27 protein-coding genes are annotated in these 24797 nt (G+C 54.3%); 20 read left to right on the top strand and 7 right to left on the bottom strand.

Translation table 11 applies throughout. From position 1 onward, the window contains the following. The first annotated feature begins 52 nt into the window (after nucleotides 1-52). The 6 genes from AC1RKG_RS14805 to AC1RKG_RS14780 all read left to right on the top strand — a co-directional run bounded on the left by AC1RKG_RS14805 (nucleotide 53) and on the right by AC1RKG_RS14780 (nucleotide 4695). On the top strand, nucleotides 53-934 hold the full coding sequence (locus tag AC1RKG_RS14805) for a pirin family protein (RefSeq protein WP_046374398.1): 882 nt from the start codon (nucleotides 53-55) through the stop codon (nucleotides 932-934). A 137-nt stretch (nucleotides 935-1071) separates the two neighbouring features. Continuing rightward, entirely contained in the window at nucleotides 1072-1698 is a 627-nt protein-coding gene (gene ycaC, locus AC1RKG_RS14800) for an isochorismate family cysteine hydrolase YcaC (protein WP_493183334.1), read from the top strand. Between the two features lie 432 nt (nucleotides 1699-2130). After that, complete coding sequence (locus AC1RKG_RS14795) at nucleotides 2131-3300, top strand: type I restriction endonuclease (RefSeq protein WP_174573798.1); 1170 nt, start codon at nucleotides 2131-2133, stop codon at nucleotides 3298-3300. A gap of 198 nt (nucleotides 3301-3498) precedes the next feature. Continuing rightward, nucleotides 3499-3831, top strand: a complete 333-nt coding sequence (locus tag AC1RKG_RS14790; RefSeq protein ID WP_046374397.1) for a hypothetical protein — start codon at nucleotides 3499-3501, stop codon at nucleotides 3829-3831. Between the two features lie 61 nt (nucleotides 3832-3892). Next, complete coding sequence (locus AC1RKG_RS14785) at nucleotides 3893-4345, top strand: thiol-disulfide oxidoreductase DCC family protein (protein WP_493183331.1); 453 nt, start codon at nucleotides 3893-3895, stop codon at nucleotides 4343-4345. Between the two features lie 86 nt (nucleotides 4346-4431). Next, a complete protein-coding gene (locus AC1RKG_RS14780; RefSeq protein WP_046374395.1) occupies nucleotides 4432-4695 on the top strand; it encodes a hypothetical protein in 264 nt (87 codons plus the stop codon). Here AC1RKG_RS14780 and AC1RKG_RS14775 read toward each other — a convergent pair. The 3 genes from AC1RKG_RS14775 to AC1RKG_RS14765 form a co-directional block, all read right to left on the bottom strand. Further along, complete coding sequence (locus AC1RKG_RS14775) at nucleotides 4683-5234, bottom strand: GNAT family N-acetyltransferase (protein WP_493183330.1); 552 nt, start codon at nucleotides 5232-5234, stop codon at nucleotides 4683-4685. The two genes, AC1RKG_RS14780 and AC1RKG_RS14775, sit on opposite strands and share 13 nt — an antisense overlap. A 102-nt stretch (nucleotides 5235-5336) precedes the next feature. Beyond that, a complete protein-coding gene (locus AC1RKG_RS14770) occupies nucleotides 5337-6089 on the bottom strand; it encodes a DUF2076 domain-containing protein (RefSeq protein ID WP_116691201.1) in 753 nt (250 codons plus the stop codon). Between the two features lie 126 nt (nucleotides 6090-6215). After that, nucleotides 6216-7001, bottom strand: a complete 786-nt coding sequence (locus tag AC1RKG_RS14765; protein WP_129982452.1) for a helix-turn-helix transcriptional regulator — start codon at nucleotides 6999-7001, stop codon at nucleotides 6216-6218. A 118-nt stretch (nucleotides 7002-7119) separates the two neighbouring features. Between AC1RKG_RS14765 and AC1RKG_RS14760 the strand changes: the two genes are divergently transcribed. After that, entirely contained in the window at nucleotides 7120-7890 is a 771-nt protein-coding gene (locus tag AC1RKG_RS14760) for a class I SAM-dependent methyltransferase (RefSeq protein WP_493183328.1), read from the top strand. A gap of 114 nt (nucleotides 7891-8004) precedes the next feature. Here AC1RKG_RS14760 and aqpZ read toward each other — a convergent pair whose 3' ends face one another. After that, entirely contained in the window at nucleotides 8005-8700 is a 696-nt protein-coding gene (gene aqpZ, locus AC1RKG_RS14755) for an aquaporin Z (protein ID WP_041414261.1), read from the bottom strand. A 447-nt stretch (nucleotides 8701-9147) separates the two neighbouring features. Here aqpZ and AC1RKG_RS14750 point away from each other — a divergent pair, with 447 nt between their 5' ends. After that, complete coding sequence (locus AC1RKG_RS14750; protein WP_493183326.1) at nucleotides 9148-10512, top strand: esterase-like activity of phytase family protein; 1365 nt, start codon at nucleotides 9148-9150, stop codon at nucleotides 10510-10512. A 56-nt stretch (nucleotides 10513-10568) separates the two neighbouring features. Here the strand turns inward: AC1RKG_RS14750 and AC1RKG_RS14745 are convergent, their stop codons facing one another. Further along, on the bottom strand, nucleotides 10569-11744 hold the full coding sequence (locus AC1RKG_RS14745; protein ID WP_115059910.1) for a low temperature requirement protein A: 1176 nt from the start codon (nucleotides 11742-11744) through the stop codon (nucleotides 10569-10571). Between the two features lie 307 nt (nucleotides 11745-12051). On the opposite strand from AC1RKG_RS14745, the gene AC1RKG_RS14740 reads away from it, so the two are divergent. Next, a complete protein-coding gene (locus tag AC1RKG_RS14740) occupies nucleotides 12052-12336 on the top strand; it encodes a YdgH/BhsA/McbA family protein (RefSeq protein ID WP_020825418.1) in 285 nt (94 codons plus the stop codon). A gap of 239 nt (nucleotides 12337-12575) precedes the next feature. Further along, nucleotides 12576-13133: a class I SAM-dependent methyltransferase gene (locus tag AC1RKG_RS14735; RefSeq protein ID WP_044548579.1), complete on the top strand. Its 558-nt coding sequence runs from the start codon at nucleotides 12576-12578 to the stop codon at nucleotides 13131-13133. Here AC1RKG_RS14735 and AC1RKG_RS14730 read toward each other — a convergent pair. Then, nucleotides 13130-13594: a GNAT family N-acetyltransferase gene (locus tag AC1RKG_RS14730; protein ID WP_115059906.1), complete on the bottom strand. Its 465-nt coding sequence runs from the start codon at nucleotides 13592-13594 to the stop codon at nucleotides 13130-13132. The two genes, AC1RKG_RS14735 and AC1RKG_RS14730, sit on opposite strands and share 4 nt — an antisense overlap. A 216-nt stretch (nucleotides 13595-13810) precedes the next feature. Between AC1RKG_RS14730 and AC1RKG_RS14725 the strand changes: the two genes are divergently transcribed. The 6 genes from AC1RKG_RS14725 (at nucleotide 13811) to AC1RKG_RS14700 (ending at nucleotide 20187) form a co-directional block, all read left to right on the top strand. Next, complete coding sequence (locus AC1RKG_RS14725; protein ID WP_020825421.1) at nucleotides 13811-14926, top strand: ABC transporter substrate-binding protein; 1116 nt, start codon at nucleotides 13811-13813, stop codon at nucleotides 14924-14926. Continuing rightward, nucleotides 14919-17048, top strand: a complete 2130-nt coding sequence (locus AC1RKG_RS14720) for a TonB-dependent siderophore receptor (protein WP_201895691.1) — start codon at nucleotides 14919-14921, stop codon at nucleotides 17046-17048. The genes AC1RKG_RS14725 and AC1RKG_RS14720 overlap by 8 nt, the downstream gene beginning before the upstream one ends. A gap of 90 nt (nucleotides 17049-17138) precedes the next feature. Continuing rightward, complete coding sequence (locus tag AC1RKG_RS14715) at nucleotides 17139-17657, top strand: GNAT family N-acetyltransferase (protein ID WP_493183323.1); 519 nt, start codon at nucleotides 17139-17141, stop codon at nucleotides 17655-17657. Nucleotides 17658-17772: 115 nt separating this feature from the next. Next, a complete protein-coding gene (gene aroL / locus AC1RKG_RS14710; protein WP_020825424.1) occupies nucleotides 17773-18297 on the top strand; it encodes a shikimate kinase AroL in 525 nt (174 codons plus the stop codon). A 173-nt stretch (nucleotides 18298-18470) separates the two neighbouring features. After that, a complete protein-coding gene (locus AC1RKG_RS14705) occupies nucleotides 18471-19517 on the top strand; it encodes an aldo/keto reductase (protein ID WP_048759653.1) in 1047 nt (348 codons plus the stop codon). 82 nt (nucleotides 19518-19599) lie between these two features. After that, nucleotides 19600-20187: a TetR/AcrR family transcriptional regulator gene (locus tag AC1RKG_RS14700; RefSeq protein ID WP_115059898.1), complete on the top strand. Its 588-nt coding sequence runs from the start codon at nucleotides 19600-19602 to the stop codon at nucleotides 20185-20187. On the opposite strand, the gene AC1RKG_RS14695 is transcribed toward AC1RKG_RS14700, so the two are convergent. Beyond that, nucleotides 20144-20902, bottom strand: coding sequence for a helix-turn-helix domain-containing protein (locus AC1RKG_RS14695; RefSeq protein WP_493183321.1), 759 nt, complete (start codon nucleotides 20900-20902; stop codon nucleotides 20144-20146). The two genes, AC1RKG_RS14700 and AC1RKG_RS14695, sit on opposite strands and share 44 nt — an antisense overlap. A 101-nt stretch (nucleotides 20903-21003) precedes the next feature. Between AC1RKG_RS14695 and AC1RKG_RS14690 the strand changes: the two genes are divergently transcribed. The 4 genes from AC1RKG_RS14690 to AC1RKG_RS14675 all read left to right on the top strand — a co-directional run bounded on the left by AC1RKG_RS14690 (nucleotide 21004) and on the right by AC1RKG_RS14675 (nucleotide 24794). Continuing rightward, nucleotides 21004-21408: a nuclear transport factor 2 family protein gene (locus tag AC1RKG_RS14690; protein ID WP_020825428.1), complete on the top strand. Its 405-nt coding sequence runs from the start codon at nucleotides 21004-21006 to the stop codon at nucleotides 21406-21408. Between the two features lie 46 nt (nucleotides 21409-21454). Continuing rightward, nucleotides 21455-21655: a YaiA family protein gene (locus AC1RKG_RS14685; RefSeq protein ID WP_020825429.1), complete on the top strand. Its 201-nt coding sequence runs from the start codon at nucleotides 21455-21457 to the stop codon at nucleotides 21653-21655. 600 nt (nucleotides 21656-22255) lie between these two features. Further along, entirely contained in the window at nucleotides 22256-23029 is a 774-nt protein-coding gene (locus AC1RKG_RS14680; protein WP_493183319.1) for an IclR family transcriptional regulator, read from the top strand. Nucleotides 23030-23228: 199 nt separating this feature from the next. Further along, nucleotides 23229-24794: an OPT/YSL family transporter gene (locus AC1RKG_RS14675; protein WP_020825431.1), complete on the top strand. Its 1566-nt coding sequence runs from the start codon at nucleotides 23229-23231 to the stop codon at nucleotides 24792-24794. The last annotated feature ends 3 nt before the right edge of the window (nucleotides 24795-24797 follow it).

Raw genomic sequence — 24797 nt, 5'->3', positions numbered from 1 at the left:
TTAAACTTCTGACATCAACTTAAGGTCGTGAGACCTGAAACAGGAGTTCAAGATGAAAAAGATCCTCGGTATTTACAACAGCCCTGAAGCCCACTGGGTCGGCAACGGTTTCCTGGTGAATTCGCTGTTCTCCTATAACGATTTGGGGGCAGAAATGAGCCCGTTCCTGCTGTTGGATCATGCTGCGCCAACCAAGTTCCGCTCTGCCTCCGGCACCCGCGGCGTGGGTCAGCATCCGCATCGCGGGTTTGAAACGGTCACCATCGTCTACCAAGGCGAAGTGGAGCACCGTGATTCCACCGGCAGCGGCGGGGTGATTGGCCCCGGTGACGTACAGTGGATGACCGCCGCCTCGGGTATTTTGCACGAAGAGTTCCATTCACGGGATTTCTCGCGCAACGGCGGCACCATGGAAATGGTTCAGCTGTGGGTGAACCTGCCGGCCAAGGACAAAATGGCTGAGCCGGGTTATCAGACGCTGCTGAATGCGGATATCCCGGTGGTTCCACTGGCGGATGGCGCAGGCCAGGTGCGGGTGATTGCCGGTAACTTCGGCGGCCACGCCGGTCCGGCGCGTACTTTTAGCCCGCTTAATGTCTGGGACATGAAGCTGAATGCCGGTCATACCACCACGTTGACGGTGGAGGAAGGGCATACGCTGGCGCTGGTGATACTGCATGGCGCGATTCATGTTAACGGTGAGGAAGTGGTGCGCGAAACCCAAATGGTCAGGTTTGACCGTGCAGGGGATTCAATCACCCTCGAAGCCAACAATGATGTCAGCTTGCTGGTACTGAGCGGTGAGCCGATCGATGAGCCTATCGTCGGTTATGGCCCGTTCGTGATGAACAGCGACGCGGAAATCCAGCAGGCTTTCCGTGACTTCAACGGCGGCAAGTTCGGCAGCATGACGGCAGAGAAGCACGCCGGCTAAGCCCTCACCGCACACCTTAGAGCCGATCCGGAAAAACACCTCCGGATCCGGCTCTACACTTAGGTAACCTCTGCACTTTGGCCTCTTGGCCAAGGCAACCTTTAACCGCAATAATCAACACCCCACAGGAGTAAACCATGACTGCAAATTACAAACGCCTCGATAAGGATCAGGCTGCCGTTTTGCTGGTGGATCATCAGGTAGGGCTGCTTTCACTGGTACGCGATATCGATCCCGATCGTTTTAAAAACAACGTACTGGCACTGGGTGATTTAGCGAAGTATTTTAACCTGCCGACTATTTTGACCACCAGCTTCGAAGACGGCCCCAACGGCCCGCTGGTCCCTGAACTCAAAGCTCAATTCCCCGATGCACCCTTTATTCCACGCCCTGGGCAGATAAATGCCTGGGATAACGACGACTTCGTCAAGGCAGTGAAAGCCACCGGCCGCAAACAGTTAATTATCGCCGGTGTCGTCACCGAAGTGTGCGTGGCCTTCCCGGCGTTGTCTGCCCTGAACGAAGGTTTCGAAGTGTTCGTAGTCACCGATGCTTCCGGCACCTTCAACGAGCTGACGCGTCAATCGGCCTGGAGCCGTATGGAAGCCGAAGGCGCGCAACTGATGACCTGGTTTGGCGTCGCGTGTGAGCTGCACCGCGACTGGCGCAACGATGTCGAAGGGCTGGGGGCCTTGTTCTCCAACCACATTCCCGATTACCGCAACCTGATGACCAGCTACAGCACGCTGACCAAAGGCAAGTAACTCCCCCGGAGCGCAGCCCACAGCTGCGCCCCGTTTGAGCCAGATTACGTGAGATTGCATATCTGAAGTCTTTTAGTAGATAAACCCATTCATTCGCCTTCCGTCCTGTAATTATCCTGCCCTGCAGCCCATCATTTTGAAAAAATATCGTGTAAACAGTGAAATTTAATTGTGTTTGAAATTATTTAATATCTATAAATACTTTTGGTTTAAAAATACCTGATCGATTATTTTGAACTCGGTATTAATATTGATTTAATGCCTTTGATTAAAGCAGTAGTGTTCTGCTATATATTTAATGTTTAAAGTTATTTAATTCAATAAATAAAACAGCCAGCGGTCTATAAGGTCGTGCTGTGGGAAAGAACAAAACTTTCTGTAGGCCTGATTTTAAGAGATGAAGAATGTCTAACACAGCAAGAGGGATGGTTGATGAATGCATTCAGAGATAAGCTTAAAGCGCATGTGCATCATGTGTCCGCGGTCGGTCAGCATTGCAATACAGAAGAAACGACAAAGCAGGCTTTAATTTTACCCTTATTGGAGATCCTAGGTTTCCATCCTTATGATCCCACGAAAGTAAAAGCAGAATATGGTGCTGATTTTCCAGGAGTTAAGGTCGGTGAACGGGTCGATTATTCTCTTTTTTGCCATGCCGTACCGGTCATGTTTATTGAGGCAAAGTCCTTCAATCAAAACTTAACAAATCACAGCCCGCAGCTATCACGTTACTTTAATGCCACACCTGAAGTCACGGTTTCTGCGATCACCAACGGTAAAGAATGGCGTTTCTTTACCGACCTGAAAGATAAAAATATTATGGATGATACGCCCTTCCTAAAAATAGATTTTAATGATTTAAACGACTCTGATATTGAACAGCTTTATAGATTTAGACATGATCAATTTCAGCCGGAAGCCCTGAGGACGCTGGCTGAGGAGAGCATTTATCTGACATCATTCACTAAAACAATCAGTGCTAGCCTGAGAGACGTAGACTTGGACTTTGTCAGGTATGTGGCGAACAGATCCAATGTTCAACGCCAACTTAACCAGCGTTTTCTAGAGACTATCACTCCTTTGGTCCGTCTGGCCGTTGAGAAAGCGGTGAGTGCTATGGTGGTATCTGGACTGTCTGTGACGTCTGAAAATAAAGCGCTATCCGAAGAGAGCGGCGAAGGTGAGCAAAACAATAACGCAGACCCGTTAGCGCCGATCATTGATCCAGAAAACAGCAAGATAGTTACTACTTATGCTGAAAGAGCTTTATTCGATAATGTGGCGATGATTCTGGGTGAGAGTGCAGATTTAACAGCAAAAGATACGGAAAGTTATTACAGCATTCTGGTACAGGGCAAAACCACTCGCTGGATTCTTCGTTATTTTGATAATAAACAAAGACCTACAGTTCTGCTCCCCTTGGAAATTAATGAGGAAAGACATGCGGAAATTGTCCGTGCAGGTTTGGAGCTTGCCGCAGGAGGGCACATCATTATCGATCGACCTGAGAATATCTTGCGGCTCACGGGGTTGATTATCGACTCCTACCATTATTGTATTGATGATGAGAACTTCAGGCAGAAGAAAAAAACGCAGGGATGAGTTTTTTTCATAACGTACTTGCAAGGCGTTAACAATAAAAATTTTCCCTAATGCCTTTACACAATCCTTAAGCTTTCATCACGTTAGCGGAGGGATGTAAGCAAAGATCATCGGGATGCAAAGGTCGTGAAAAGCGGCTTTCTCATCGGCCGGGGGCGGGGTAGGTTAGGCCCAATCCCGGCAAATGAGATCGACAACATGAAAAATGCAATCAAAGTACTGACGCTTCCTGTGCTGGCTGCCGTGACGCTGTTCAGCGTTAGCGCGCTTTCCGCTCCGGCTCCGGCAGAAAAAAACGTCCCCCCTGCAGAACAGCAGTTCCGTTTACCTCCTTTCCCTGGTGGGCATATGCCTAAACCGGGCTTCTGCCACGGCGGTGAGCTGTTCTGTGCGACTTCCGCCAGCGATAATCCCACTGAAACCATCAATAAGCTGACTTCGGTGATCCCCGCCGGTAACGCCAAGCATTACGAAGTACGAATCTCGGTAGTGGCATTGCCGGATACGCCACCTGCGTCCCCAGCGCCGTAAGCGGCCCCGCTGGTTCTGAAGGGGAATGCGCGTTAGTCTGGGGTAAACCTCAGGAGGCAGGATGAATCCGTCAACGCTCCCCCCTTATCTCCAGCCCGGTGGCCGGGTGCTGTTATTCGATGGCGAATGTAATTTGTGTCACGGGCTGGTGAGATTTTTGATCCGTGCCGATCGGCAGGGCAAGATCCTGTTGGCCACTGTGCAATCCGAAGAAGGTCAGGCAATCCTGAATTGGCTGGCCTTGCCTACCGACCGTTTTGACTCCATCGTTTATCTTGAACCGGGCCGACATTGGTTGCGTTCGGCGGCGTTTTTTCAGGCGTTGCGTCAGCTTGGCTGGCCATTTCGCCTGTTGGCACTGGCGCGCTTTTTGCCGCAGCGCCTGGCGGATAGGTTTTACAATGCAGTGGCGAGCAATCGCTATAGGTTATTTGGCCGCAATGCTGGCACGGCGTTGCCTGGAGAGGTTTTGCCGGGGCGTTATCTGCGTCATCGTCGTGAGCAATCTCGCTGAGCTTTACGCTTCTTTACCCTTTAATCGATTGAATTATCATCATTCCGCCCCAATATAGTGGAACGTTCAGCTAAAAAGGAGCGCGTATGGGGATCAGTGAAGAAGAGTACATCCGCCGTTTGAGTCAGGAGAAAAATGCGGTGGGAAATACGGCAAAATGGGTGGCGATTGTCTCCGCTATTTATTTCGCCCTTATGGTGTTTTACGGCCACCCGATCGGCGTACTGACCATGTCCGGGCTAATTTTTATTGTCTCAACCACCACCTGGTTGAAGAAGCGCCAAAAGGTTAAGTCCTACCGTCGGGCGCTGGCGAAGATCAATGATGAACCGCCGGTTCAGCAGCCCTGATACTCACTGCGCGTAATGCTGTAAACCAGGCTTGGCGTATCGCCGGGCACGTCATCCAGAGTATCGACCAAACGTAACCCCGCTTTTTCCAGCACGCGGCATGAGGCCAGATTTTTTTCGCGCACGATAGCCGAAATTTCTGTCAACTGCAGATGCTTGAAACCATACTCCAGCGAGGCCTGCGCCAACTCAGTGGCCAAGCCGCTGCCCCAAACCTGCGTATCAAAACGATAGCCCAAATTCACCGTGCGCTGAGCCCCTAACGGCCGCCAGGACAACCCGCCAAAGCCAATGACCCGCTCCGGCTGCTCACGCAGTGCAATTGCCCAGGAGCCATAGCCGTGTTGCGCCCAATTTTCGATCCGCCCCGTCAGCGCCAATCGTGCCTGTTCTTCGCTGGCGATGGGGCCTGCGGGATTAAAACGCTGGGTGTCGGGATCGCCAAAAATGGCGTAAAAACGCGGCAAATCGTCGGCCACCGGCGGACGCATCAACAGGCGAGGGCTTGCATAGGGGGCGATAGGGTTCATCTTCGGCATAGCTTGCGTAACCTGCTGTGATTGGACAGGTTTAACTGTAGACCAGCGGTGCGGAAGAAGAAACAGAAACCCCCCCTCTCCGGGTGGAAAGGGGGGGAAGGATCAGATAAACGAATCGTCGTCGCTGTAGTCGTCGTCGGCGAAATCGGTGTTATCGTCGTTTTGATAATCCGCGTTCTGGAAGCCGTTATCTTGGTTGAGGAAGCGACTATCACCGCCGTTGTTAAAGGTATCGAGATTGTTGGACGCGTCGAAATTATTCATCGCGCTGTCATCCACCGGTGTTGCCGGCGTTTCATCGATAATATTAACAATTTCCTGTGGTTGTGAATGGCGGAACATACCGGTCAACATGTCGGCCAGCACCACACCGCCCGCCACGCCGGCGGCAGTCTGCAATGCCCCGCCGAGGAACCCGCCGGCACGTGAAGGTGCTGCTTGCTGCGGTTGGCTGTAAGCTGGTTGCTGCTGTTGAGCATAGCCCGCCTGCGGCTGGTTGTTCCATGCCGCGTTATTCTGCTGTTGCGCCTGATACTGCTCGCGCGGGCTTGGCGCGTTGCGATTACCGCCACCAAACAGCCCGGCCAGAAAGCCGCCGCTGCTTTGTTGGTTGGCGTTATTTTGCTGTTGCTGGGCAATCTGGCTCTCCAGATCCTTCACCCGCTGGTCGAGCTGCTTCAGCGCCGCTTCCTGAATGATCATCGCCTGAGCCATGTAATAAGGTGCGGAAGGCTGTTCGCGGATGTGTTGGTTGATTTGCTGCTCTGCCTGGAGATCCCTCTGGCCCGTCTTGGTCTCGGCTTCTTTCAAGCGGCCAAACAGACCATCGATAAGACGTTGTTCTTCGGATTGCATAGGATTACCTCTAGGAGATGAATAACGATACTGGATGATAGATATCATCGGTAACTGTCACCCTAGCGCGTTTAGATGAACCAATAAATAAATGGCAGGTAAACCTGTTTATGAATTTGTTACCCGTTACGTCAGAGGGATCAGCATCACCAGTTTCAGACCGCTATTTTCCGATGGATTAAACGTCAGTTGACGATAGCGCAACTCCCCGTGTTGCACATGAGAGAAGGTACGCTCGCCCCCCTCGCGTGCCAGTACGTCATGCTGTTTCCACCAGTGATGGAAGGCTTCGCTGTTGTGCGTCATGTTGCGCACGAAAGCGCGCATCTCTTCGGTATTTTGATGGTGGCTGGTTTCGGCACGAAACTCGGCGACCACGCGGCGTGCCCGTTCCTCCCAGTCGCTGACCAGCGTTTTGGCTAACGGGTGGAAAAACATAAAGTGCAGCAGATTGGGCGTAGCGGCTTGGCCCAGCCAACCACAGAACAGGCTTTCCGCCGCCGGGTTCCAGGCGACGATATTCCAGGTGATATCCAGCAGGTAGCAAGGCACCGTCACCTGGTTAACGCTTTGCAGCACCGCGCTGTTGTCGGCTTCGTGAGGCTGTTCCTGTTCGGGGTCTGCGACTCGCGCCAGGGTAAACAGGTAGTGGCGCTCGGCATGCCCTAACCGCAGTGCTTTGGCGATACGCGCCAGCGTATGCGGCGAGATGGATACCTCGCGGCCTTGCTCGATCCAGGTATACCAGGTGGCGCTGATACCGCTGATTTGCGCCAGCTCTTCACGGCGCAGTCCACTGGTGCGGCGGCGTGGTGCGGTGGGTAAGCCCAGCATTTCCGGCGTGATGCGTTCACGGTGCGCACGCAGGAAAGCGCCGAGGGCTTTGGGGCCGGATAAGGCTTCAGATTGCATAGGCTGGTACCTGCTCATACTAGGATAACTGCTCATATTGTACCCGTATATTAAGCTGATTATAGTAATAAAAAAGCCATCCGGCACCGGCGCAAGCCAGACAAAAAAGGAAGCACATATGAGCAACAGCAACAGCCATAAAGATGCGGTCGATCGTCAATTTGGTGAGCAGGCCAGCGCCTATCTGACCAGCGCAGTTCATGCACAGGGGAAGGATCTGCAGCGACTGGCGCAGTTGCTGGAGCCTTATCCCGATGCCAGGCTGCTGGATCTGGGGTGTGGGGCCGGGCATGCCAGCTTTACCGCCGCAGCGAAAGTGGCTCAGGTTGTGGCCTACGATTTGTCGGCGCAAATGCTGGCGGTAGTGAGCCAGGCCGCGGTAGAGAAAGGTTTCAATAATATTCAGGTGCAGCAGGGCGTCGCGGAATCACTGCCGTTTGAGGACGCCAGCTTCGATCTGGTGATTAGCCGCTATTCGGCCCACCATTGGCATGATGTCGGCCAGGCGCTGCGCGAAGTGCGCCGGGTGTTGAAACCGGGCGGCAGAGCGATCTTTATGGATGTGGTCTCACCGGGGCATCCGCTGCTGGATATCTATCTGCAAACCGTTGAGGTGCTGCATGACACTTCGCATGTCCGCAATTATGCGCCGGGTGAATGGTTGGGGTTACTGACTGAATCAGGGCTGCTGGTACGGGAAGTGACGTCGGACAGGTTATATCTGGAATTCAGCAGTTGGGTCGCGCGTATGCGTACGCCGGAGCATTTCGTTACCGCGATCCGAGCGTTGCAACAGGGGGTTTCTGAAGAGGTGCTGCAGCATTTTGCCATTCAGCCGGACGGCTCATTCACCAGCGATATTATGATGTTTGAGGCGGTCAGAGGATAAATAATTTCAGGGCAGCCTATATACCCTCTATCTTTACGATTACCGCGTGATTAGCGATAACCGGAAGTCCATTGGATATAGCGGCTGCCCTGACAGAACATTACCGGGTATAAATTACTTCTTGTCTTCCAACAGGCAGCGATAAATCAGGCCGCCGATAGCACCACCAACTAATGGCACCAGCCAGAATACCCAAAGCTGTTGCAATGCCCAGGTTCCCTGGAATATTGCTACACCGGTACTGCGTGCCGGGTTAACAGAAGTATTGGTTACCGGAATACTGATCAGGTGGATCAGCGTTAATGTCAAACCGATGGCCAGCGGAGCAAATCCTGCCGGTGCACGCTTATCGGTCACGCCATGAATAACGATCAGGAAGAATGCGGTCAATACCAATTCAATAACAATCGCGGATTGCAGAGAATAACCGCCCGGTGAATGTTCACCGTAACCGTTGGAAGCAAAGCCGCCGCCGGTAGGATCAAAACCTGCTTTGCCGCTGGCGATCAAATACAACACCGCCGCTGCAGCAATCCCGCCAATCACTTGAGCAATCACGTAGGGAATAACGTCTTTCGCGGCGAAGCGACCGCCGGCAAATAAACCTACGGTAACGGCCGGGTTAAAGTGCCCGCCAGAAATATGGCCAACGGCATAAGCCATAGTGACTACAGTCAGACCAAAAGCGAGTGCGACACCAAGAAAACCAATACCCAGTTGTGGGAATGCAGCTGCTAATACTGCGCTACCACAACCACCGAACACCAACCAAAATGTGCCAAAAAATTCGGCAAAAAGTCGCTTTGACATAGATTCCATCCCACGGAAAATACTAACGGGCGTTAGCACTAAAAACTATAGAACACCTTTTTAAATTAATGCAGGTTTCTATAAGTAATTTCTTAATGCACCTTGAGTAACAGCGGGTATTAAATCCCCGGGAATTAATTTTGTCTATGCGACTTCATCCCTATTCTTAGGTTTTTCGTGCGTTTGCTGTTTTTTTTATCGCTGTTATAAGAATTTACCCTAAGCTTAGCTGGTATAGGTATTTTTAGCGGAAAATAGCTATGGTTAAATTTGATTTTCTATCTGTTTTTTCCATTCGAATTGTCTGCGTTAATTGCTAATTCCTATTTGCCATATTTAATTGTTGCTGCAATTCATAGCATTAGGTCCGTTTGTCATCAGGCTGTCATGTAAGACTAATACCTTAGCAAGCTGCCAACTCTACCCCCATAACACTGAGCCAACATCATGAAAATAAAATCAGTTTCGCTGTTAATCAGCGCGTTGTTCCCCCTGTTTTCTTATGCTGCCACCGACGTTGAAGTGGCGCGTTATATTGTCAGTTTTCCGGGGGGCGAGCATGTGAGTTATCAGGGAGCATTCGCCAAGAATTTCCCGCAAGGATTACCGGTGGGTATCGGATCGGGCCTGGTATTCAATGGGCGTGAGGGTAAGGACTTGCTGTTAACGACGTTGACCGATCGCGGCCCGAATGCCGACGCGCCTGCGGTAGGCGATCAGGAAGCGAAAATCTTCGCTAATCCGCAGTTTGTGCCGTTGCTGATGGACATTCGCGTTGGCGACGGCAAGGCGGTCGCCAGCAACTTGCGTCCGCTGCATGACCAGCAAGGCCCTATCAGCGGATTACCGCTACCGGCGGGGTTGATTGGTTCAACCAATGAAGTGGCGCTGAGCGACACGCTGAAAACGTTGGAAAGCGATCGACGTGGGCTGGATACCGAAGGCATCACGCCGGACGGTAAAGGCGGCTATTGGCTGTGTGATGAATATGGTCCATTCCTGATCCATATCGACAATCAGGGCAAGATCCTCGCCAAATACGGCCCGACCCCGGATCAGGGGGAGCAAGCAGTGGCCAGCGGGTTACCGAATATCATCAAGTGGCGCCAGCCGAACCGGGGCTTCGAAGGGATCACCCGTTTGCCGGACGGCCGTATTCTGGCTGCGGTGCAGAGTACGCTCGACGTCGATGGCAAGAGTAAAAACAAGGCGCAGTTTACGCGCTTGGTCAGTTTTGATCCGGCCAGCGGCAAAACGGCCATGTACGGCTATCCGATCGATATCGACAGCTATAAAAAAGCCAAAGACGCCAAGGTGGGTGACATCGTGGCGGTGGACAACCAACATATCCTGCTGGTTGAGCAGGGCAGCGATAAAGACAAGCAGATGATCAATAAGATCTATCTGGTCGATCTCAGCCAGGCGAGCGATCTGACGGCTTTCGACGGTAAAGGAAAGGCGCTGGAGTTTGACGATGCCAAAGATCTCGCCAAGCGCGGCGTGAAGCTGGCGCAGAAACGTGAAGTGGTGGATCTGCGTAAATTGGGTTGGCAACAGGAGAAGGTAGAGGGCCTGTCGCTAATTGACGATCGCACCCTGGCGGTGATTAACGATAACGATTTTGGCCTGCAGGCCAAGCTGGTGGACGCACAACCCAAGGCCAAGAAAATCGGCGATTATCAGCTGGATAAACAAGGCAGCCTGAGCCTGGACGGCAAAGCGGTATCCACCCGTATCGAGCTGCAACCGCTGGAGAAACCGGAATCGCTTAGCGAGCTGTGGGTGCTGACGCTACCGCAACCGCTGAAGTAAATAAGGCAACAGGGGGCGACGTCTCAATAGCGCGCTGCCCCCTGTTTTCTGATTTATCAGTGAACGCCGCCGGCCTGCGGCGTTCTGCCGCGTGAAATACTCTCCCACACCGCGACGGCCACCATAATCAGCGTGGTCAGGCCATTCACCATCAGTAAATCGGTGAGGTAAGCTATCGGCGCCAATACCGCCAAAGCGATCAATCCCACCAGGTGCGAAAGCGGGAACCGACGATACACCAACCGCTTGTAAAGTGCGTTGGCGAGCAGGTAAATCGCCGGGCCCAGCAGCAGCACTGCTGCCGTCACATTGTCGATATGGCCGTCAGGGTGGGCGATCACCAGTTCATTGGCAACGGCGCAGACGATGATCGCGCCAACCAGCACCACGTGTACGTAATGGAAGTTAGCGCCCAGCTGGCCGGGGTTTTCCGCCTGGCTGATAGCATGGCTGCCGGCTTTGCTGCTGGTATCAAAATAGACCCACCACATCGCCAGGCTGCCGAGAAACGCCACCAGTGAGGCAATCAACACCGGTGCGCTCCAGGACTCCATTTCGCTAAGGGTCGAACCGGTAATCAGAATGGTTTCCCCCAACGCTACGATCACGAATAGTTGGCAGCGTTCCGCCAGATGATGGCCTTCGATAGTCCATTCGCTGCTGCTGTCGGAGCGACCCAGCACCGGTAAGCGGAAGCCGAACATCGGCGAAACGTATTCGCACAATACGGCCAGCGCCCACAGCACCAGTCGGTTATGACCTTCCGCCAGGCCGCCAAGGATCCAGAACACCGCTGAAATACACATCCAGCCAAGAATACGGCGGAAGTTTTGTTTCAGTGGATGGCCGGCGGGCAGCAGGTTCAGCACCACGCACGATCGGCCCACCTGGATCGCCACGTAAAACAGCGCAAAAGTCAGCCCGCGTTCGCCAAAGGCCTGTGGCAGAGCAGAAGAAGCGAACAGGCCCAACAACATGATGCCAAACAGCAGAATACGGATAGGACGGGTATCCGGGTTAAACCAGTTGGTGACCCAGGCGGTGTATTGCCAGGCCAGCCAAACGGCGAACCACAGCAGCAGCGTTTCCACCGCGCCGGTCAGCGTCAGATGGTGCAGCAGGTAGTGGGAAAGTTGGGTAACGGCAAAAACGTAAATCAGATCGAACAGCAGTTCCGAAAACGAAACCGAAGCACCATGACCATCACGAACACGCAGTAAGGTTTGCGACATAGGGAGTCCTTCCATAATGATAACCTTCAGAAATAGCGTAGTTCAGTCGCGGTTGCGGGGAGAAGAATCTTAAAAGGGGCGGTTTTTATATTCCCTGGCCAAACAGACTTTAAATTGTCATCTGTCAGGGGTAGAGTGACGGTATAGACCCGCTTTGTCCTGCCAGAGACATACCTGCACGTACTTCCTCCTTATTTTCATCACAATGATTGATGTTCTTTACATTGGATTACGTCTGCTTTCATTGCCTGGTAGATAATTAACTCCACTGATACGAGAAAATAAACAAAAACATCTGGAGTTCATTATGAAACTATTACCTGGCATCGCAGCAGTTCTTTTGGCAGCCGCTTCATTCTCTTCCTTTGCAGCGCCGCTGTCATCGGTAAAACAGATCAATACAGAGCAGGCCAGCGGTATGCAAAGCCTTGGCGTAGTGTCGGTTTCCGGCGTTAGCGGTTCTCCGGGCGATGCGGTTCACGCACTGAAAGAAAAAGCTCAGGCGGACGGCGCCAGCAGCATTCGTATTATCGGGCTGGACACCCCGGGGGATTCCAGCAACTGGCGCGGTAATGCAGAAATATATCGTTAATCGTCTGCAGTAAATAAAATTCGGCCACTGTAACAGGTGGCCGATAAAATAAACGGGTGTGGATAATAATCTGACCGGTAATGCAATTACTTGATTACCCGATGATGATGTCCACACCCTTTTTTATCTGCGCTCGGTTGCATTTTATTACAACTGTGTCGGCGGTTTTAGGAAACATGTTAATGAATACTTAAGGAATTGGGGTCAGATTGGTGACTACTCAACCTAAGGAGGCCCCAATGTTAAACGCGACACGGCTGCAACTGAAAAATCACTTTTCCTACCTCCAGCAGTTTATGGCTTCGCCGCGCACCATTGGTACGCTGGCACCTTCTTCCCCCTGGTTATGTCAGGCGATGTTGAATCAGGTTGAATGGACCGGGGCGCTGTCGATCGCCGAACTGGGCGCGGCGGACGGCGTGCTGACCAAGCGGATATTAGGCCGGATGCGTGCAGATGCTTCGCTCGAGGCCTTTGAAATCCAATCTCATTTTGTTCATCAGCTGCGGAAAATTGACGATCGTCGTCTGCAGGTGATGGATCGCTCGGCTGAAGAGATGGCCGGCGATTATGACGTGGTGTTCTCTTGCCTGCCGTTGCTGTCGATCCCGCTAAAAATCAGCATTCGTATTTTGCAGCAGGCACAGCAGCGTTTGCTCGCGCGCAACGGAACCTTGGTGCTGTTTCAGTACAGCCACCTGTCGGAAAAGCTGCTGTCCCGCTATTTTCACTGGAAGCGGCTGCGGGTGGTGCGCAACTTCCCGCCGGCGTTGGTTTACATTTGCACGCCGCGTTAGCCCAGCTTTTTTTCCATCACCACCACTTCGCCATCATATTGCCGTCGGCGTTCGATGGTCTGCCAGCCCCAACCCGCATACAGCGCCTCGGATTTATCGGTGATCAGGTGCAATACGGGGTGATTGCGTTGGCGTGCCAACAACACGATGGCCGCCTCCAGCCGCTGTGCAATGCCCTGGCGACGGTGATCCGGATGGACGAATACGCCGGCCAGCCAGGGAGAAAGGTCCATCCGATGATGATCGTCGCTCGGCCACAGGCTGGCCATGCCCAATGGGCGTTCGTCCTCGACCGCCAGCAGGGTGGTGTAATCTTCGCTCGGCTGCGCGCACTGTGCAAAGCGTTGACGCGTGCGTTCCAGTGAACCGCCGCGTTGCGAACCCCATTGACCAAACGCCCATGCGGCGCAAACGTCGCTGAACTGTGGGCACTCCGCCAATGGAATAATACGTTGGGTCATCTCGGTACCTCCTGAATTATCTGCAATCTGGCTTGCCACAGATCGCATTATCGACCGATTTTTTAACTTTATAAAACGGCATTTACAGCGATTTTTCACGTATCAGCGCCGAAATAGCGTGATTCAGCGGATTTAACCGATCCGCCAAGCGTTGTGATTGAAAGTGTTAATGAGAGTGATTATCATGCGCGCATATTTTACCGATCCGGCTTACCCATGCGCAATTCCCTCATGTTACTGCTGTTTTCCTTGCTGCTTGGCGTTTTTAACGTTCAGGCGAAAATGGTCACCGACATCACTGGCCGCCAGGTTGAGGTGCCGGATAATCCGCAGCGCATCGTGGTAGGCGAAAGCCGCATGCTGTATACCCTGGCGTTGCTGGAGCCGGGTAATCCTGCGCAACGCATTGTCGGCTGGCCGGAAGACATGGCGCGTTTCGATGCGCAAAGCTGGCAGCTGTATACGCAGAAATTTCCTCAGATCAAAGCCATACCCTCTATCAGCAAGGGCAACTTCCGCCAGGTTAACATTGAAAATCTGATCCAGTTGAAACCGGATCTGGTGATCCTTGCCCGCTATGCGAAGGAGGAGGGCGACAGCGATTTGTTGCTAACGGCGCTGAGTAAGGCGGGTATTGCCGTTATCTACGTCGATTTACGGGTCGACCTGCTGCATAACACCGTACCCAGCGTTCGACTGCTGGGTGAGGTGCTCAACCGTCAGCAGCGTGCGGAGCAGTTTATCGACTTCTACCAGCAGCATATGGCGGTGATCCAGCAGCGTCTGGCCAGCTATCGGGGGCCAAAGCCCAAGGTCATGCTGCATTTGCACCTCGGGCGGCGTGAAACCTGCTGCACCACCGCGGCTCATGGCAATCTCGGCGATCTGCTGGCCTTTGCCGGCGGCGACAATATCGCCAGCGCCAGTATCAAAGGGGTTTATGGCGAACTGAACCCGGAAACCATTCTGACCGCCAATCCTGATATTTACATTGCCACCGGCATGGCCGGTCCACAGGGTAAGCGCTTTTCCGATTTGCGCCTGGGGCCGCTGGTTACCCAGCAGGAAGCGGATGAAAGCTTCCGTCAGATCATGCAAAAACAGCCGATGCTCGCCAACCTGAAAGCGATAAAAAATCATCAGGCCTGGAGTATCTGGCACAACTTCTATCTCAGCCCGTACCACGTCGTGGCAGTCGAAATGTTCGCCAAAGCGTTTTACCCGGATCTGTTTGCTGACATCAACCCGCAACAGACCTTTAAGCAACTCTATCAACAATTTTTGCCGTTACCTTTTTCAGGGACCTATTGGAGTCAGTTACAAAATGAATAATACCCAGCGCGGCTGGTGGTGCGCACTGCCTCTGGCGGCCTGTGCGTCTGCACCGGCGATCGGCGCCGACAAAACCGCCGAAAAAGAACCAGGGGAAACCCTGGTGGTGGTCGGCCAGGCCTCTGCGAAGGGCGTGCAAAGTTATCAGCCGCTGACCAGCGTGACCGGCACCCGAACCGAGACCAGCCTGCTGAACGTGCCGCAGGCAATCGACGTGGTGCCGCAGCAGGTGATTACCGATCAGGCGGTCAGCAGCCTGGATGAAGCGCTGTATAACGTCAGTGGCATTACCCAGGCGAACACCTTGGGCGGTACCCAGGACGCGGTGATGAAGCGCGGTTTTGGTGATAACCGCGACGGCTCCATTTTGCGTGACGGCGTGCGTTCGGTGCAGGCGCGTAATTTTACCCCGACCACTGAGCGGGTTGAGGTGCTGAAAGGCCCGGCTTCGATGCTTTACGGCATGGGTGAACCGGGCGGGATGATCAACATGATCACCAAAAAGCCGCAGCTGCAGCAGCACACCCATGTGGAAGGCTGGGGCAGCAGCTTCAAGGGCGGCGGCGGTCAGTTGGACGTCACCGGTCCGCTTGGTACCTCCGGGTTCGCATACCGGATGATTGTCGATCACGATGAAACCGATTACTGGCGTAACTTTGGCCGTAACCGCCAAACGGTGATTGCGCCGTCGCTGATGTGGTACGGCGAGAGCACCACGGTACGCGTTGCCTACGAACATATGGAATATCTGGTGCCGTTCGACCGCGGCACCATCATTGATTCGCGCACCGGCAAACCGGTAAATACGCCGCGCGACCGCCGCTTCGACGAAAGTTATAACGCCACGCGGGGCGATCAGGACAGCGTCACCCTGCAGGTTGATCAGGTGCTGAATGAAAGCTGGAAAAGCTCTCTGACCTACGCCTATAGCCGTAACAGTTACAGTGACAATCAGGCGCGCGCGCTGGCTTTGGATCCTGAAACTGGCGTGCTGTCGCGCCAGGCCGACTCCACCGCCCATGCTGTCAGCCATGCCAACGCGGTACAGCTGACGCTCAACGGTGACGTTGACTGGGGCAGCATCAACCACCAGATGCTGTTTGGCTTTGATTTTGAAGATAACCGTACCTACCGCGGCGATATGATCCGTGGCAAGAAGAACAGCGATTTCAATATCTATGATCCGGTGTATGGCCTGATGCCAACCTCGAACGCCGTCAGTGCCAAAGACAGCGATCAGCGTGAAAACCTCACCAGCTACGGCTGGTTTATGCAGGATTCCGTTCAATTGACCGATAAATGGTTGGTGATGGGCGGGCTGCGTTATGACGCTTTTGACGTTTTTGCCGGTAAAGGGCGGCCGTTTGTCACCAACACCGACAGCTCCGACGGCAAATTGGTGCCGCGCGCCGGGGTGGTCTACAAACTGACGCCCTATGTGTCGCTGTACAGCAGTTACACCGAGTCTTTCAAGCCAAATTCGTCCATTGCCAGCCAGATTGGCTCATTGCCGCCGGAACAGGGTAAGGCCTGGGAAGTCGGCAGCAAGGTCGAATTGCCCAACGGCGTTACCGGGACCCTGGCGTTGTTCGACATCACCAAACGTAACGTGATGGTCAGCGAACTGGTGGATGGTGAAACCGTCACCCGAACCGCCGGACGCGTACGCTCGCAAGGCGTGGAGTTGGATGTTGCTGGCAACATCACTGATTCGTTAAGCATGATCGGCTCTTACGCATACACCGACGCGCGTGTGGTTGATGACCCGGACAACAAGGGTAAGGAGATGACCAACGTGGCGCGCCATACCGCCTCGCTGTTCCTGACGCAGGATCTGGGCTCCCCGGGGCTGTATAGCGGCGACAACGTACGCATTGGCGCAGGGGCGCGTTATGTTGGCCGTCGTCCAGGCGACGCCGCCAACAGTTTCAGTCTTGATAATTACACCGTTGCCGATGCCTTCGCCGCTTACACCATGCCGGTGCAGGGTTATCGGGTGAAGTGGCAATTGAACGTGAAGAATCTGTTCGACAAAACCTATTACCCTTCCAGCGGCGGCAATTTGCGCGTGGCGGTAGGGGAACCGCGAGAAGTGGTGCTGCGCGCCAGTGTCGACTTCTGATTTTTCGTACAGGAATACGTCCCGGCGAGCAGGTATCTGCCGTCGGGGAAATCTGGTTAAATAGCCGGCCCCGTTGTTAAGGAGAACCCGATGAGCCTGCAAATCCGTTTGGCGCAGCCGCAGGATATCGCTCAACTGATAGCCGTTGAGCGCTCGGCGGCGCAGCTGTTTCATCAACAACCGGCCTGGCGTTTTATCGCTGAAGGTCCGGTGATGAGCGCAGAGCAGCATGCTGATTTTATTCAGCGACAGCATGAATGGCTGGCGGAAGGTGCGGCGGGGGAGGTCGCCGGCTTTATCGCCGTCGTGCCGCAACAGCATGATTGGCATATCGCCGAACTGTCTGTGGCTGCCAACTGGCAACGTCAGGGCATCGGGCGCCACCTGCTCGTTGAGGTTGCGGCGCAGGCCGCGTTATCGGGCGCGCAGCGCCTGACGCTAACTACTTTTATTGACGTGCCCTGGAATGCGCCTTATTACCGGCGTCTGGGGTTCAGTCCGATAGCCGCCGAACGGCTCAGCTCGTCGTTGAGGGCAAGGTTGGCGGAAGAGGTGGCGCAGGGTTTTGCCGCAGGCAGCCGCTGTGCCATGGAATTTACACTATCGTAAATATTGAAATACAGGCTGATGGCGGTATGATGCAGCAACTACGCCATCGCACGATCTGCACGCTGGATTCTGGCGTGCTAACGCATTCAAGTCACCGTATAAGGGACAACCCGTAATGACACAAACCATTTTCATGGTGGGCGCGCGCGGCGCCGGTAAAACCACGGTGGGCAGTGCACTGGCGTTGGCGCTGGGCTATCAATTCACCGATACCGATCTGTTTATGCAACAGACCACGCAAATGAGCGTGGCGGAAATGGTCGCAAATGAAGGCTGGCTGGGATTTCGCCGCCGTGAAAGCATTGCTCTGCAAACCGTCACCCAACCGTCAACTGTAGTTGCCACCGGCGGCGGCGCGATCCTGGCGGAAGAGAACCGTCAATTTATGCGTCAGCACGGCACCGTCATTTATCTGCGCTCACCGGCCGAGGTGTTGGCGCAGCGGCTGGAAGAGTATCCGCAAGACGCGCAACGCCCCACGTTGACCGGTCGTCCGATCGCTGAGGAGATGCTGGAAGTGCTGGCCGCACGCGAGGCCTTGTATCAGGAGACCGCGCACTACGTGATGGACGGCACCGGTAACCCACAGCAGGTGGTTGAAAAGATCCTCGCCGTACTGCAATTGGAAACGGTAAAGTAATCCCCTCTGACATTTTCGGGCACCGCGCTGCGTGCCCGATCTCTTCGTATTTTCCCTTGGTTTTTGCCTTCGCCGCAGATTGCGCTTGCTTTTATAAATGATGAGTGACATATATAAAATAATGATGACCATCATCTATTTTGATAAATGCAACGTAATCGTGAGGTTTTACCATGAAATACACCACCTTTGGCCGCAATACCGGCCTGCGCGTTTCTGAACTGGCATTAGGAACCGGCAACTTTGGCACCGGCTGGGGCTACGGTTCGGAAAAAGAACAGGCCAAACAGGTTTTCGATCGTTATGTCGACGCCGGCGGCAACTTTATCGACACGGCTGATACTTACCAATTCGGCCAGTCAGAACAGATGGTAGGAGATTTCATCGCCGCCGAACGCGACCGTTTCGTGGTCGCCACTAAATACACCTTGGGTGCTGCGCCGGACGCGGGTATTGCCTATACCGGCAACAGCCGCAAAAACATGATTGCCTCGGTAGAGAACAGCCTGAAGCGGCTGAAAACCGATCGTATCGATCTGCTGTGGGCGCATTTTTCCGACAACCTGACGCCGCTTGAAGAGATCGTTCGCAGCTTTGACGATCTGATCCGCGCCGGCAAGATCCAATATGCCGGGTTGTCCAACTTCCCAGCCTGGCGCATTGCCCGTGCAGATACGCTGGCAGAATTGCGTGGCTGGGCGCGCATTGCAGGTATACAGGTGGAATACAGCCTGGTAGAGCGGACCGCAGAACGTGAATTGCTGCCGATGGCCGAAGCGCTGGGGATGGCCGCCACCCTGTGGTCGCCGCTGGGCGGTGGTTTGTTGACCGGGAAGTATCGCCATAGCGATGCTGGTCGATTGAGTGAGTTGGGGCGCCTGGTGCATCGCGAAAAAGACACCGCGTTGCTGGATGAAGTGCTGGCGATTGCGCAAGAACACCAGGCCCTGCCGACCCACGTTGCTATCGCCTGGCTGCGCAACAGGGCCGCGCATTCCAGCACCAGTCTGATCCCTATTCTGGGTTCGCGCACGCTGGACCAGTTAGAGGATACGTTGGCGGCGCTTGATTTGACGTTGGACGAGCAGCAGATGGCGCGTCTGGATCGGGTCAGCGCGATTGAACCGGGCACGCCTCATCGGCAGATTGCCGACACGCTGGCGCGTGCGCAGGGCGGTGACAGTTCCCGCTTTGCCGCGCCGCGTACCCCGCGCGCCTGACTCTTTGGATGAAAGGCATCATCTATTGAGCGCTGTCGGTGGATAGCCTAAGATGATGCCTGATTGATAAGGAGAAAACGCCATGGCACGGGTTTCAAAGCAGCAGATGGAGCGCAATCGCGAGGCGATTGAGCAGGTGTCTTCACAGCTTTTTCGCGAACGCGGCCTGAATGGCGTCAGCGTTAACGATCTGATGGCGGCCGTAGGGCTGACGCACGGTGGCTTCTATGGCCATTTTGCTTCCAAGGACGAACTGGCGGCGGTGGCCAGCCGCAGGGCGGTAGAGGAATCCGCTCAGCGCTGGGAAGCCGCCAGCCGTCAGCCCGACCAGCACAATTTACAGACTCTGGTTGACGCTTATCTGAACGTCAGGCACCGCGACTGCCCGGGCGAAGGCTGCATGGTTGCCGCTCTGGCCGGTGACGTGGCGCGCGAAGAGGCGGATAAACCCGTGCATCAGGCTTACCTGAGCGGTGTGAAAGCCATGTTGGCGCGGCTGGAGTCGCTTTCGCCAGATGAACAACAACCCCAACGACAACAGCAGGCGCTGGTGCAGATGGCGATGCTGGTGGGGGCACTGACGTTGGCAAGGGCAACGCAGGGCGATGCGCTGTCAGAACAGTTTCTTAACGCGACGCGTCAGGCGCTGTTACCGGCTGAGGCTGACTAAAATACAGTCCCGGCGTGGTGCCAAAACGCTGACGGAAGGCGGCAATATAGGCGCTGACATTGTCATAACCGCATTCACCGGCGATGCGACCGACCGATTCACCACGCGACAGCGGCTCCAGCGAGCGAATCACCCGTGCTTGCTGGCGCCAACGGGCGAAGGTCACACCGGTTTCGCTGATAAAACGGCGGCTGAGGGTGCGCACGCTCACCCCGGCCCAGGCGGCCCAGTCACTCTGGGTACGCGCGCTGGCGGGTTCATTCAGCAGGGCGCGGGCGATTTTCAACAGCCTGGCGTCCTGCGGTAGCGGTAACTGCAGCGGTACGCTCTCTTCCACAGAAATCTCATCCAACAAGACCCGCAATAGGCGTTGTTGCGCCGGATCCAGCTCTTGTCCGGCAAAAGGAGCAATACGTTCCATTAACGCCTGAATCAATGCGGAGGCAGGGCTCAGATGCGGCTGCGCTGGCAGCGTCGCACAGTAGGACTCCGGCAGATACAGACCCCAGCCGACGACGTTGCCGCATGCCAGTGCCTGGTGCGCACAGTTGGGTGGCAGCCAGCCGATGCTGCCGGCGGTCATTGCCCATTGGCGCTCCCGGGTTTCCAACGCCATCATGCCATGGGTCAACAGGTAGATCTGTCCGCTGGCATGCTGGTGCCAGGGCGTCAGGTGTTTTTTCTCATGCCAAAGTCGCTGGCTCTGCAGGATCATAATGATTGGCCGATTTGCAGTATTAAAAGTCCAAGTGTGGTTATTATGCCATGCCTTGTTCGTTTTATGATCTCCACGTCATTCAATTCTGGAGATCGACCATGACCCCGAAAACCCCCACAGCCCTGGTGCTCGATGCCTTGCAAAAGGTTGTCGCCGCCCCGCAACATCAGCCGACGCTGATCGCTGAGCTTTTCAGTGCGGATTACCGTCAACAGGTGGACGGCAAGACGCTGGACTACATGCAGTTTGTGCAACATATGGCGTTGCTCAAGCAGTTGACTCGCAGTATGACGCTGGAGATGGTCGCCATTGCCGGGCAGGACGATTCGGTGTTGACGCATCATAGGGTGCGGGTGGAAAAGCGCGATGGCAGCCTTAGTTTGGTTAAGGTGCTGGCGCATTTCACCGTACGTGACGGCAAAATCTGCGCCTGCGATGAACTGACGCAACTGCTGGAAGGCGATCACGCCGATCGCGATCTGGGGTCACGCATGTCGGTATAAATCGCGCTGCTATACTTAATCCTGTGGAATCACACGGGAGATCAACATGCGCGAAAATAACCGACCAGGCTATCCGAGAACCGCCCGAGTGGTCGCCGTTGACCGGGGCGATCCCAGCTTGCATATGCACCGTTTCGAGGTGCGCACCGACGATATAGAACCCAACACGCTGCTCAGCGAGCATGCAACCGAGCAGGAAGCGTTGGATGCCAAGCACCGCTATGAGGACCCTGCGTTGGAAGACTAATCGTTATCCCTCAGAAACCGGCGTAAAGCCGGTTTCTTGTTTTTCCCGCGATAGCCTCTGTTTTCCAGTCTTTTATTGATCATCATTTTTATGATTTTTATCGCCCCTATGGGTGTTTCACGTCTGGGAAAAGAGATGTCCAATTCCGAGTTACAGGCGTTGTTTCAACGCCATATGCTGATGTTGTTGCAGCAGGCGTAGTCGTCTCAACCGCCTTAAACGTTACCCCAAAGACGCGTTTCGTTTTGCCTACGCTGCCGGGCGACACTTTCTATAACGGCGTGGTGGAATTAACTGTGCCGATCGATTTCAGTCTGCATAACGCTCGCTTCTGATTATGGGGCGGCAAAGCGTATTTTGTTTGCTCAGGTGAATGGCGTTTTCAGCAGCTTGTGCTGATATTTTCCCCTGCTTAAGTATATGTGCAAATTAATTTCCGACATGGCTTTGGCGATCTGTCCGCTATTTTATTTTCAAAAGCATCATTCTCTTTAATTTTCCACAGCGTAAAAAATAAACTTCTTGACGATAAGTTGTGCGAGTTTTAGTTTCTAATTATCGAACAGGAACTAAGTTCCATATAGTGGAACAAGGTGTGCCATGACAACCCTGGAAAATGCCGCAGCGGTATTAAAGTTATTTTCACAACAACGAATGATGCACGGGCAACCCGGTATTTCATTCAGCGATGTGGTGAGCCAACTGGCGCTGCCGAAAAGTACCGTATCGCGCCTGCTGCAGACCATGGAAACACAGGGCATGCTGGAGCGCGATCCCGACAGCAAGCTGTATAAAATCGGTCGTTTGCTGTTATCGGTTTCCAGCCATTATTTGTCGACGCCGCTGGTGGACAGCGTGGCGGCCAGCATGGTGCAGCTCAGTCAACTGACTTGCTGCACGGGTTATGTTTCGGTGCTCGAGGGGCAGGAGATCATGGTGATGCGTATGTTCCCAGGCCGTCACTTCCTCCAGGTAGTGACGCCGGCGGGCAGCCGTTCACCGGCGGCGGAAACGTCGGTGGGCAGGGCAATTTTAGCGCGTGCTAGCGATGAACAGGCTATTGCGCGCTATGCCGCGGGTTACCGTGTGGCTTCGCCCAATGCCCCGCAATCGCCGGATGCGTTGTTGAGCAAGCTGGCGCAAATTCGGCGGCAGGGTTGGTCCCTGGCGCGTAACGAAACCTTGCAGGGTATCAGTTCGCTGGCGACGGCGGTGACCAACAAACACCGCAATGAGACGGTAGGGCTCTGTTTGTCCTTTGCCACCCAAGCGGACGAACAACCGTTTTCTCCTGCCGTATTAGAAGCATTGATAACGGTATCTCGGCAATTGGCGGAAAAGTTCGGTGATGATTATTGGCAACAGATCAAATAACGCATCGAAATAGTTCTGCTAGCACGGAATAATTAATGAAAGCCAACACCAGGGAATTCGTTAGTTATTTCACTTAAGGTTACGGGTCAAAAAATTATTAATTCAAATCGTAGTTCCAAATACCGGAACTACGACGGCAGCTTGACGCCGAAAAATGACCTTTGCCATGCGCCAGCGAATATTCAGGGAAATTGACTCTATGAAATCCAATACCACCATAAATCCGTTGAAAGATATCGGTACGCTGCTGGTGATGGTGATTCTGTCCATCGTTGGGGCGATCATCGGTGTGCAGCTAATCACTACGTTGGGCGTGACCCCCAATACGTCGATCATCGGGGCGCTGTTCGCGATGCTATTGGCGCGCATTCCGCTGCAAATGTTCCAGCGTTATCGATCGGTACATACGCAAAACCTGGCGCAAACGGTGATTTCCTCCGCCACCTTTGGCGCTGCCAATTCATTGCTGATGCCAATTGCCGTGCCTTATGTGATGGGGCAGCCGCAGCTGATCCTGCCGATGTTTTGCGGTGTGGCCGTGGCAATGTTGCTTGACGCCTACCTGCTGTATCGCATGTTTGACACCAAAATCTTTCCTGCCGCCAACGCCTGGCCGCCTGGCGTTGCGGCGGCGGAAGCCATCAAGGCCGGCGATCGAGGGGGCAAACAGGCCTGGTTACTGGTGGTGGGCGTGGCGGTGGGTATCGCCGGGTCGATGCTTAAAATCCCGATGGCGGCCTTCGGTACCGCATTTATCGGCAATATTTGGGCTTTGGGGATGTTTGGCGTCGGCCTGCTGCTGCGCGCCTACGCAGAACCTATGGCGGGTTTCGACATCAATGCGCATTTTATTCCTCATGGGGTAATGGTTGGCGCCGGATTGGTGGCGTTGATCCAGGTGGTGCAGGTGATCCGTAGCAAAAACGTCGACGCCGCCGGTTACAGCCAGGCAGATAGCGAAGTCAGCAAGGCGCTGGGGCTGGGAGCCGTTGGCTATATCGTTATCGCTGCGTTGCTGGCGTTGGCCGGCGGGCTGTATAGCGAGATGTCGCTGACCATGCTGGTGTTGTTTGTGATTTACGCTGCATTTGCTGCCTTTGTGCATGAGTTGATCGTCGGTATCGCCGCCATGCACTCTGGCTGGTTCCCGGCCTTTGCGGTGGCGCTAATCACCCTGATCATCGGCATTTTGATTGGTTTTCCGCCGGTGGCACTGTGCGTGCTGACCGGGTTTACCGCCGCCACTGGCCCGGCGTTTGCCGACATGGGGTTTGATCTGAAAGCCGGCTTTATTCTGCGCGGCTACGGCAAAGATTTGCAGCAGGAGCTGTTGGGGCGTCGCATTCAACTGTTTGCCGCCTTGATCGCCTTTGTTATTGCCATCCCGGTGGTGTACTTCGCTTACAGCAGCTACTTCCTGCAGGACCTGATCCCACCGGTAGCGCGGGTGTACGCCAAAACCATCGAGGCGGGTGCGCAGCCGGGCATTGCCTTCAGCTTGCTGATCTGGGCCATTCCCGGGGCCATCGTGCAGCTGATTGGCGGGCCCAAACGCCAGCTCGGCGTGCTGTTAGCTACGGGCCTGCTGATCAACAACGCGTTGGCGGGGTGGGCGGTGCTCCTTGGCATTGCGCTGCGCATCCTGATTATCCGTCGCTGGGGCGACAAGGGCCGCACGCCGATGGAAATCATGGCGGCCGGTTTTATTGCCGGTGACGCGTTGTACAACTTTTTCAATTCGATTTTTTCCAGCAAAGGGAAATAACCC

This window comes from Serratia sp. GW822-FHT06D09 (genome assembly GCF_058799515.1).
This window is presented reverse-complemented; position numbering and strand designations above follow the sequence as displayed.

Coding starts and splice junctions, on each gene's coding strand:
- AC1RKG_RS14805 (WP_046374398.1), top strand. CDS start 53: ATGAAAAAGATCCTCGGTATTTACAACAGCCCTGAAGCCCACTGGGTC.
- ycaC (WP_493183334.1), top strand. CDS start 1,072: ATGACTGCAAATTACAAACGCCTCGATAAGGATCAGGCTGCCGTTTTG.
- AC1RKG_RS14795 (WP_174573798.1), top strand. CDS start 2,131: ATGAATGCATTCAGAGATAAGCTTAAAGCGCATGTGCATCATGTGTCC.
- AC1RKG_RS14790 (WP_046374397.1), top strand. CDS start 3,499: ATGAAAAATGCAATCAAAGTACTGACGCTTCCTGTGCTGGCTGCCGTG.
- AC1RKG_RS14785 (WP_493183331.1), top strand. CDS start 3,893: ATGAATCCGTCAACGCTCCCCCCTTATCTCCAGCCCGGTGGCCGGGTG.
- AC1RKG_RS14780 (WP_046374395.1), top strand. CDS start 4,432: ATGGGGATCAGTGAAGAAGAGTACATCCGCCGTTTGAGTCAGGAGAAA.
- AC1RKG_RS14775 (WP_493183330.1), bottom strand. CDS start 5,234: ATGCCGAAGATGAACCCTATCGCCCCCTATGCAAGCCCTCGCCTGTTG.
- AC1RKG_RS14770 (WP_116691201.1), bottom strand. CDS start 6,089: ATGCAATCCGAAGAACAACGTCTTATCGATGGTCTGTTTGGCCGCTTG.
- AC1RKG_RS14765 (WP_129982452.1), bottom strand. CDS start 7,001: ATGCAATCTGAAGCCTTATCCGGCCCCAAAGCCCTCGGCGCTTTCCTG.
- AC1RKG_RS14760 (WP_493183328.1), top strand. CDS start 7,120: ATGAGCAACAGCAACAGCCATAAAGATGCGGTCGATCGTCAATTTGGT.
- aqpZ (WP_041414261.1), bottom strand. CDS start 8,700: ATGTCAAAGCGACTTTTTGCCGAATTTTTTGGCACATTTTGGTTGGTG.
- AC1RKG_RS14750 (WP_493183326.1), top strand. CDS start 9,148: ATGAAAATAAAATCAGTTTCGCTGTTAATCAGCGCGTTGTTCCCCCTG.
- AC1RKG_RS14745 (WP_115059910.1), bottom strand. CDS start 11,744: ATGTCGCAAACCTTACTGCGTGTTCGTGATGGTCATGGTGCTTCGGTT.
- AC1RKG_RS14740 (WP_020825418.1), top strand. CDS start 12,052: ATGAAACTATTACCTGGCATCGCAGCAGTTCTTTTGGCAGCCGCTTCA.
- AC1RKG_RS14735 (WP_044548579.1), top strand. CDS start 12,576: ATGTTAAACGCGACACGGCTGCAACTGAAAAATCACTTTTCCTACCTC.
- AC1RKG_RS14730 (WP_115059906.1), bottom strand. CDS start 13,594: ATGACCCAACGTATTATTCCATTGGCGGAGTGCCCACAGTTCAGCGAC.
- AC1RKG_RS14725 (WP_020825421.1), top strand. CDS start 13,811: ATGCGCAATTCCCTCATGTTACTGCTGTTTTCCTTGCTGCTTGGCGTT.
- AC1RKG_RS14720 (WP_201895691.1), top strand. CDS start 14,919: ATGAATAATACCCAGCGCGGCTGGTGGTGCGCACTGCCTCTGGCGGCC.
- AC1RKG_RS14715 (WP_493183323.1), top strand. CDS start 17,139: ATGAGCCTGCAAATCCGTTTGGCGCAGCCGCAGGATATCGCTCAACTG.
- aroL (WP_020825424.1), top strand. CDS start 17,773: ATGACACAAACCATTTTCATGGTGGGCGCGCGCGGCGCCGGTAAAACC.
- AC1RKG_RS14705 (WP_048759653.1), top strand. CDS start 18,471: ATGAAATACACCACCTTTGGCCGCAATACCGGCCTGCGCGTTTCTGAA.
- AC1RKG_RS14700 (WP_115059898.1), top strand. CDS start 19,600: ATGGCACGGGTTTCAAAGCAGCAGATGGAGCGCAATCGCGAGGCGATT.
- AC1RKG_RS14695 (WP_493183321.1), bottom strand. CDS start 20,902: ATGATCCTGCAGAGCCAGCGACTTTGGCATGAGAAAAAACACCTGACG.
- AC1RKG_RS14690 (WP_020825428.1), top strand. CDS start 21,004: ATGACCCCGAAAACCCCCACAGCCCTGGTGCTCGATGCCTTGCAAAAG.
- AC1RKG_RS14685 (WP_020825429.1), top strand. CDS start 21,455: ATGCGCGAAAATAACCGACCAGGCTATCCGAGAACCGCCCGAGTGGTC.
- AC1RKG_RS14680 (WP_493183319.1), top strand. CDS start 22,256: ATGACAACCCTGGAAAATGCCGCAGCGGTATTAAAGTTATTTTCACAA.
- AC1RKG_RS14675 (WP_020825431.1), top strand. CDS start 23,229: ATGAAATCCAATACCACCATAAATCCGTTGAAAGATATCGGTACGCTG.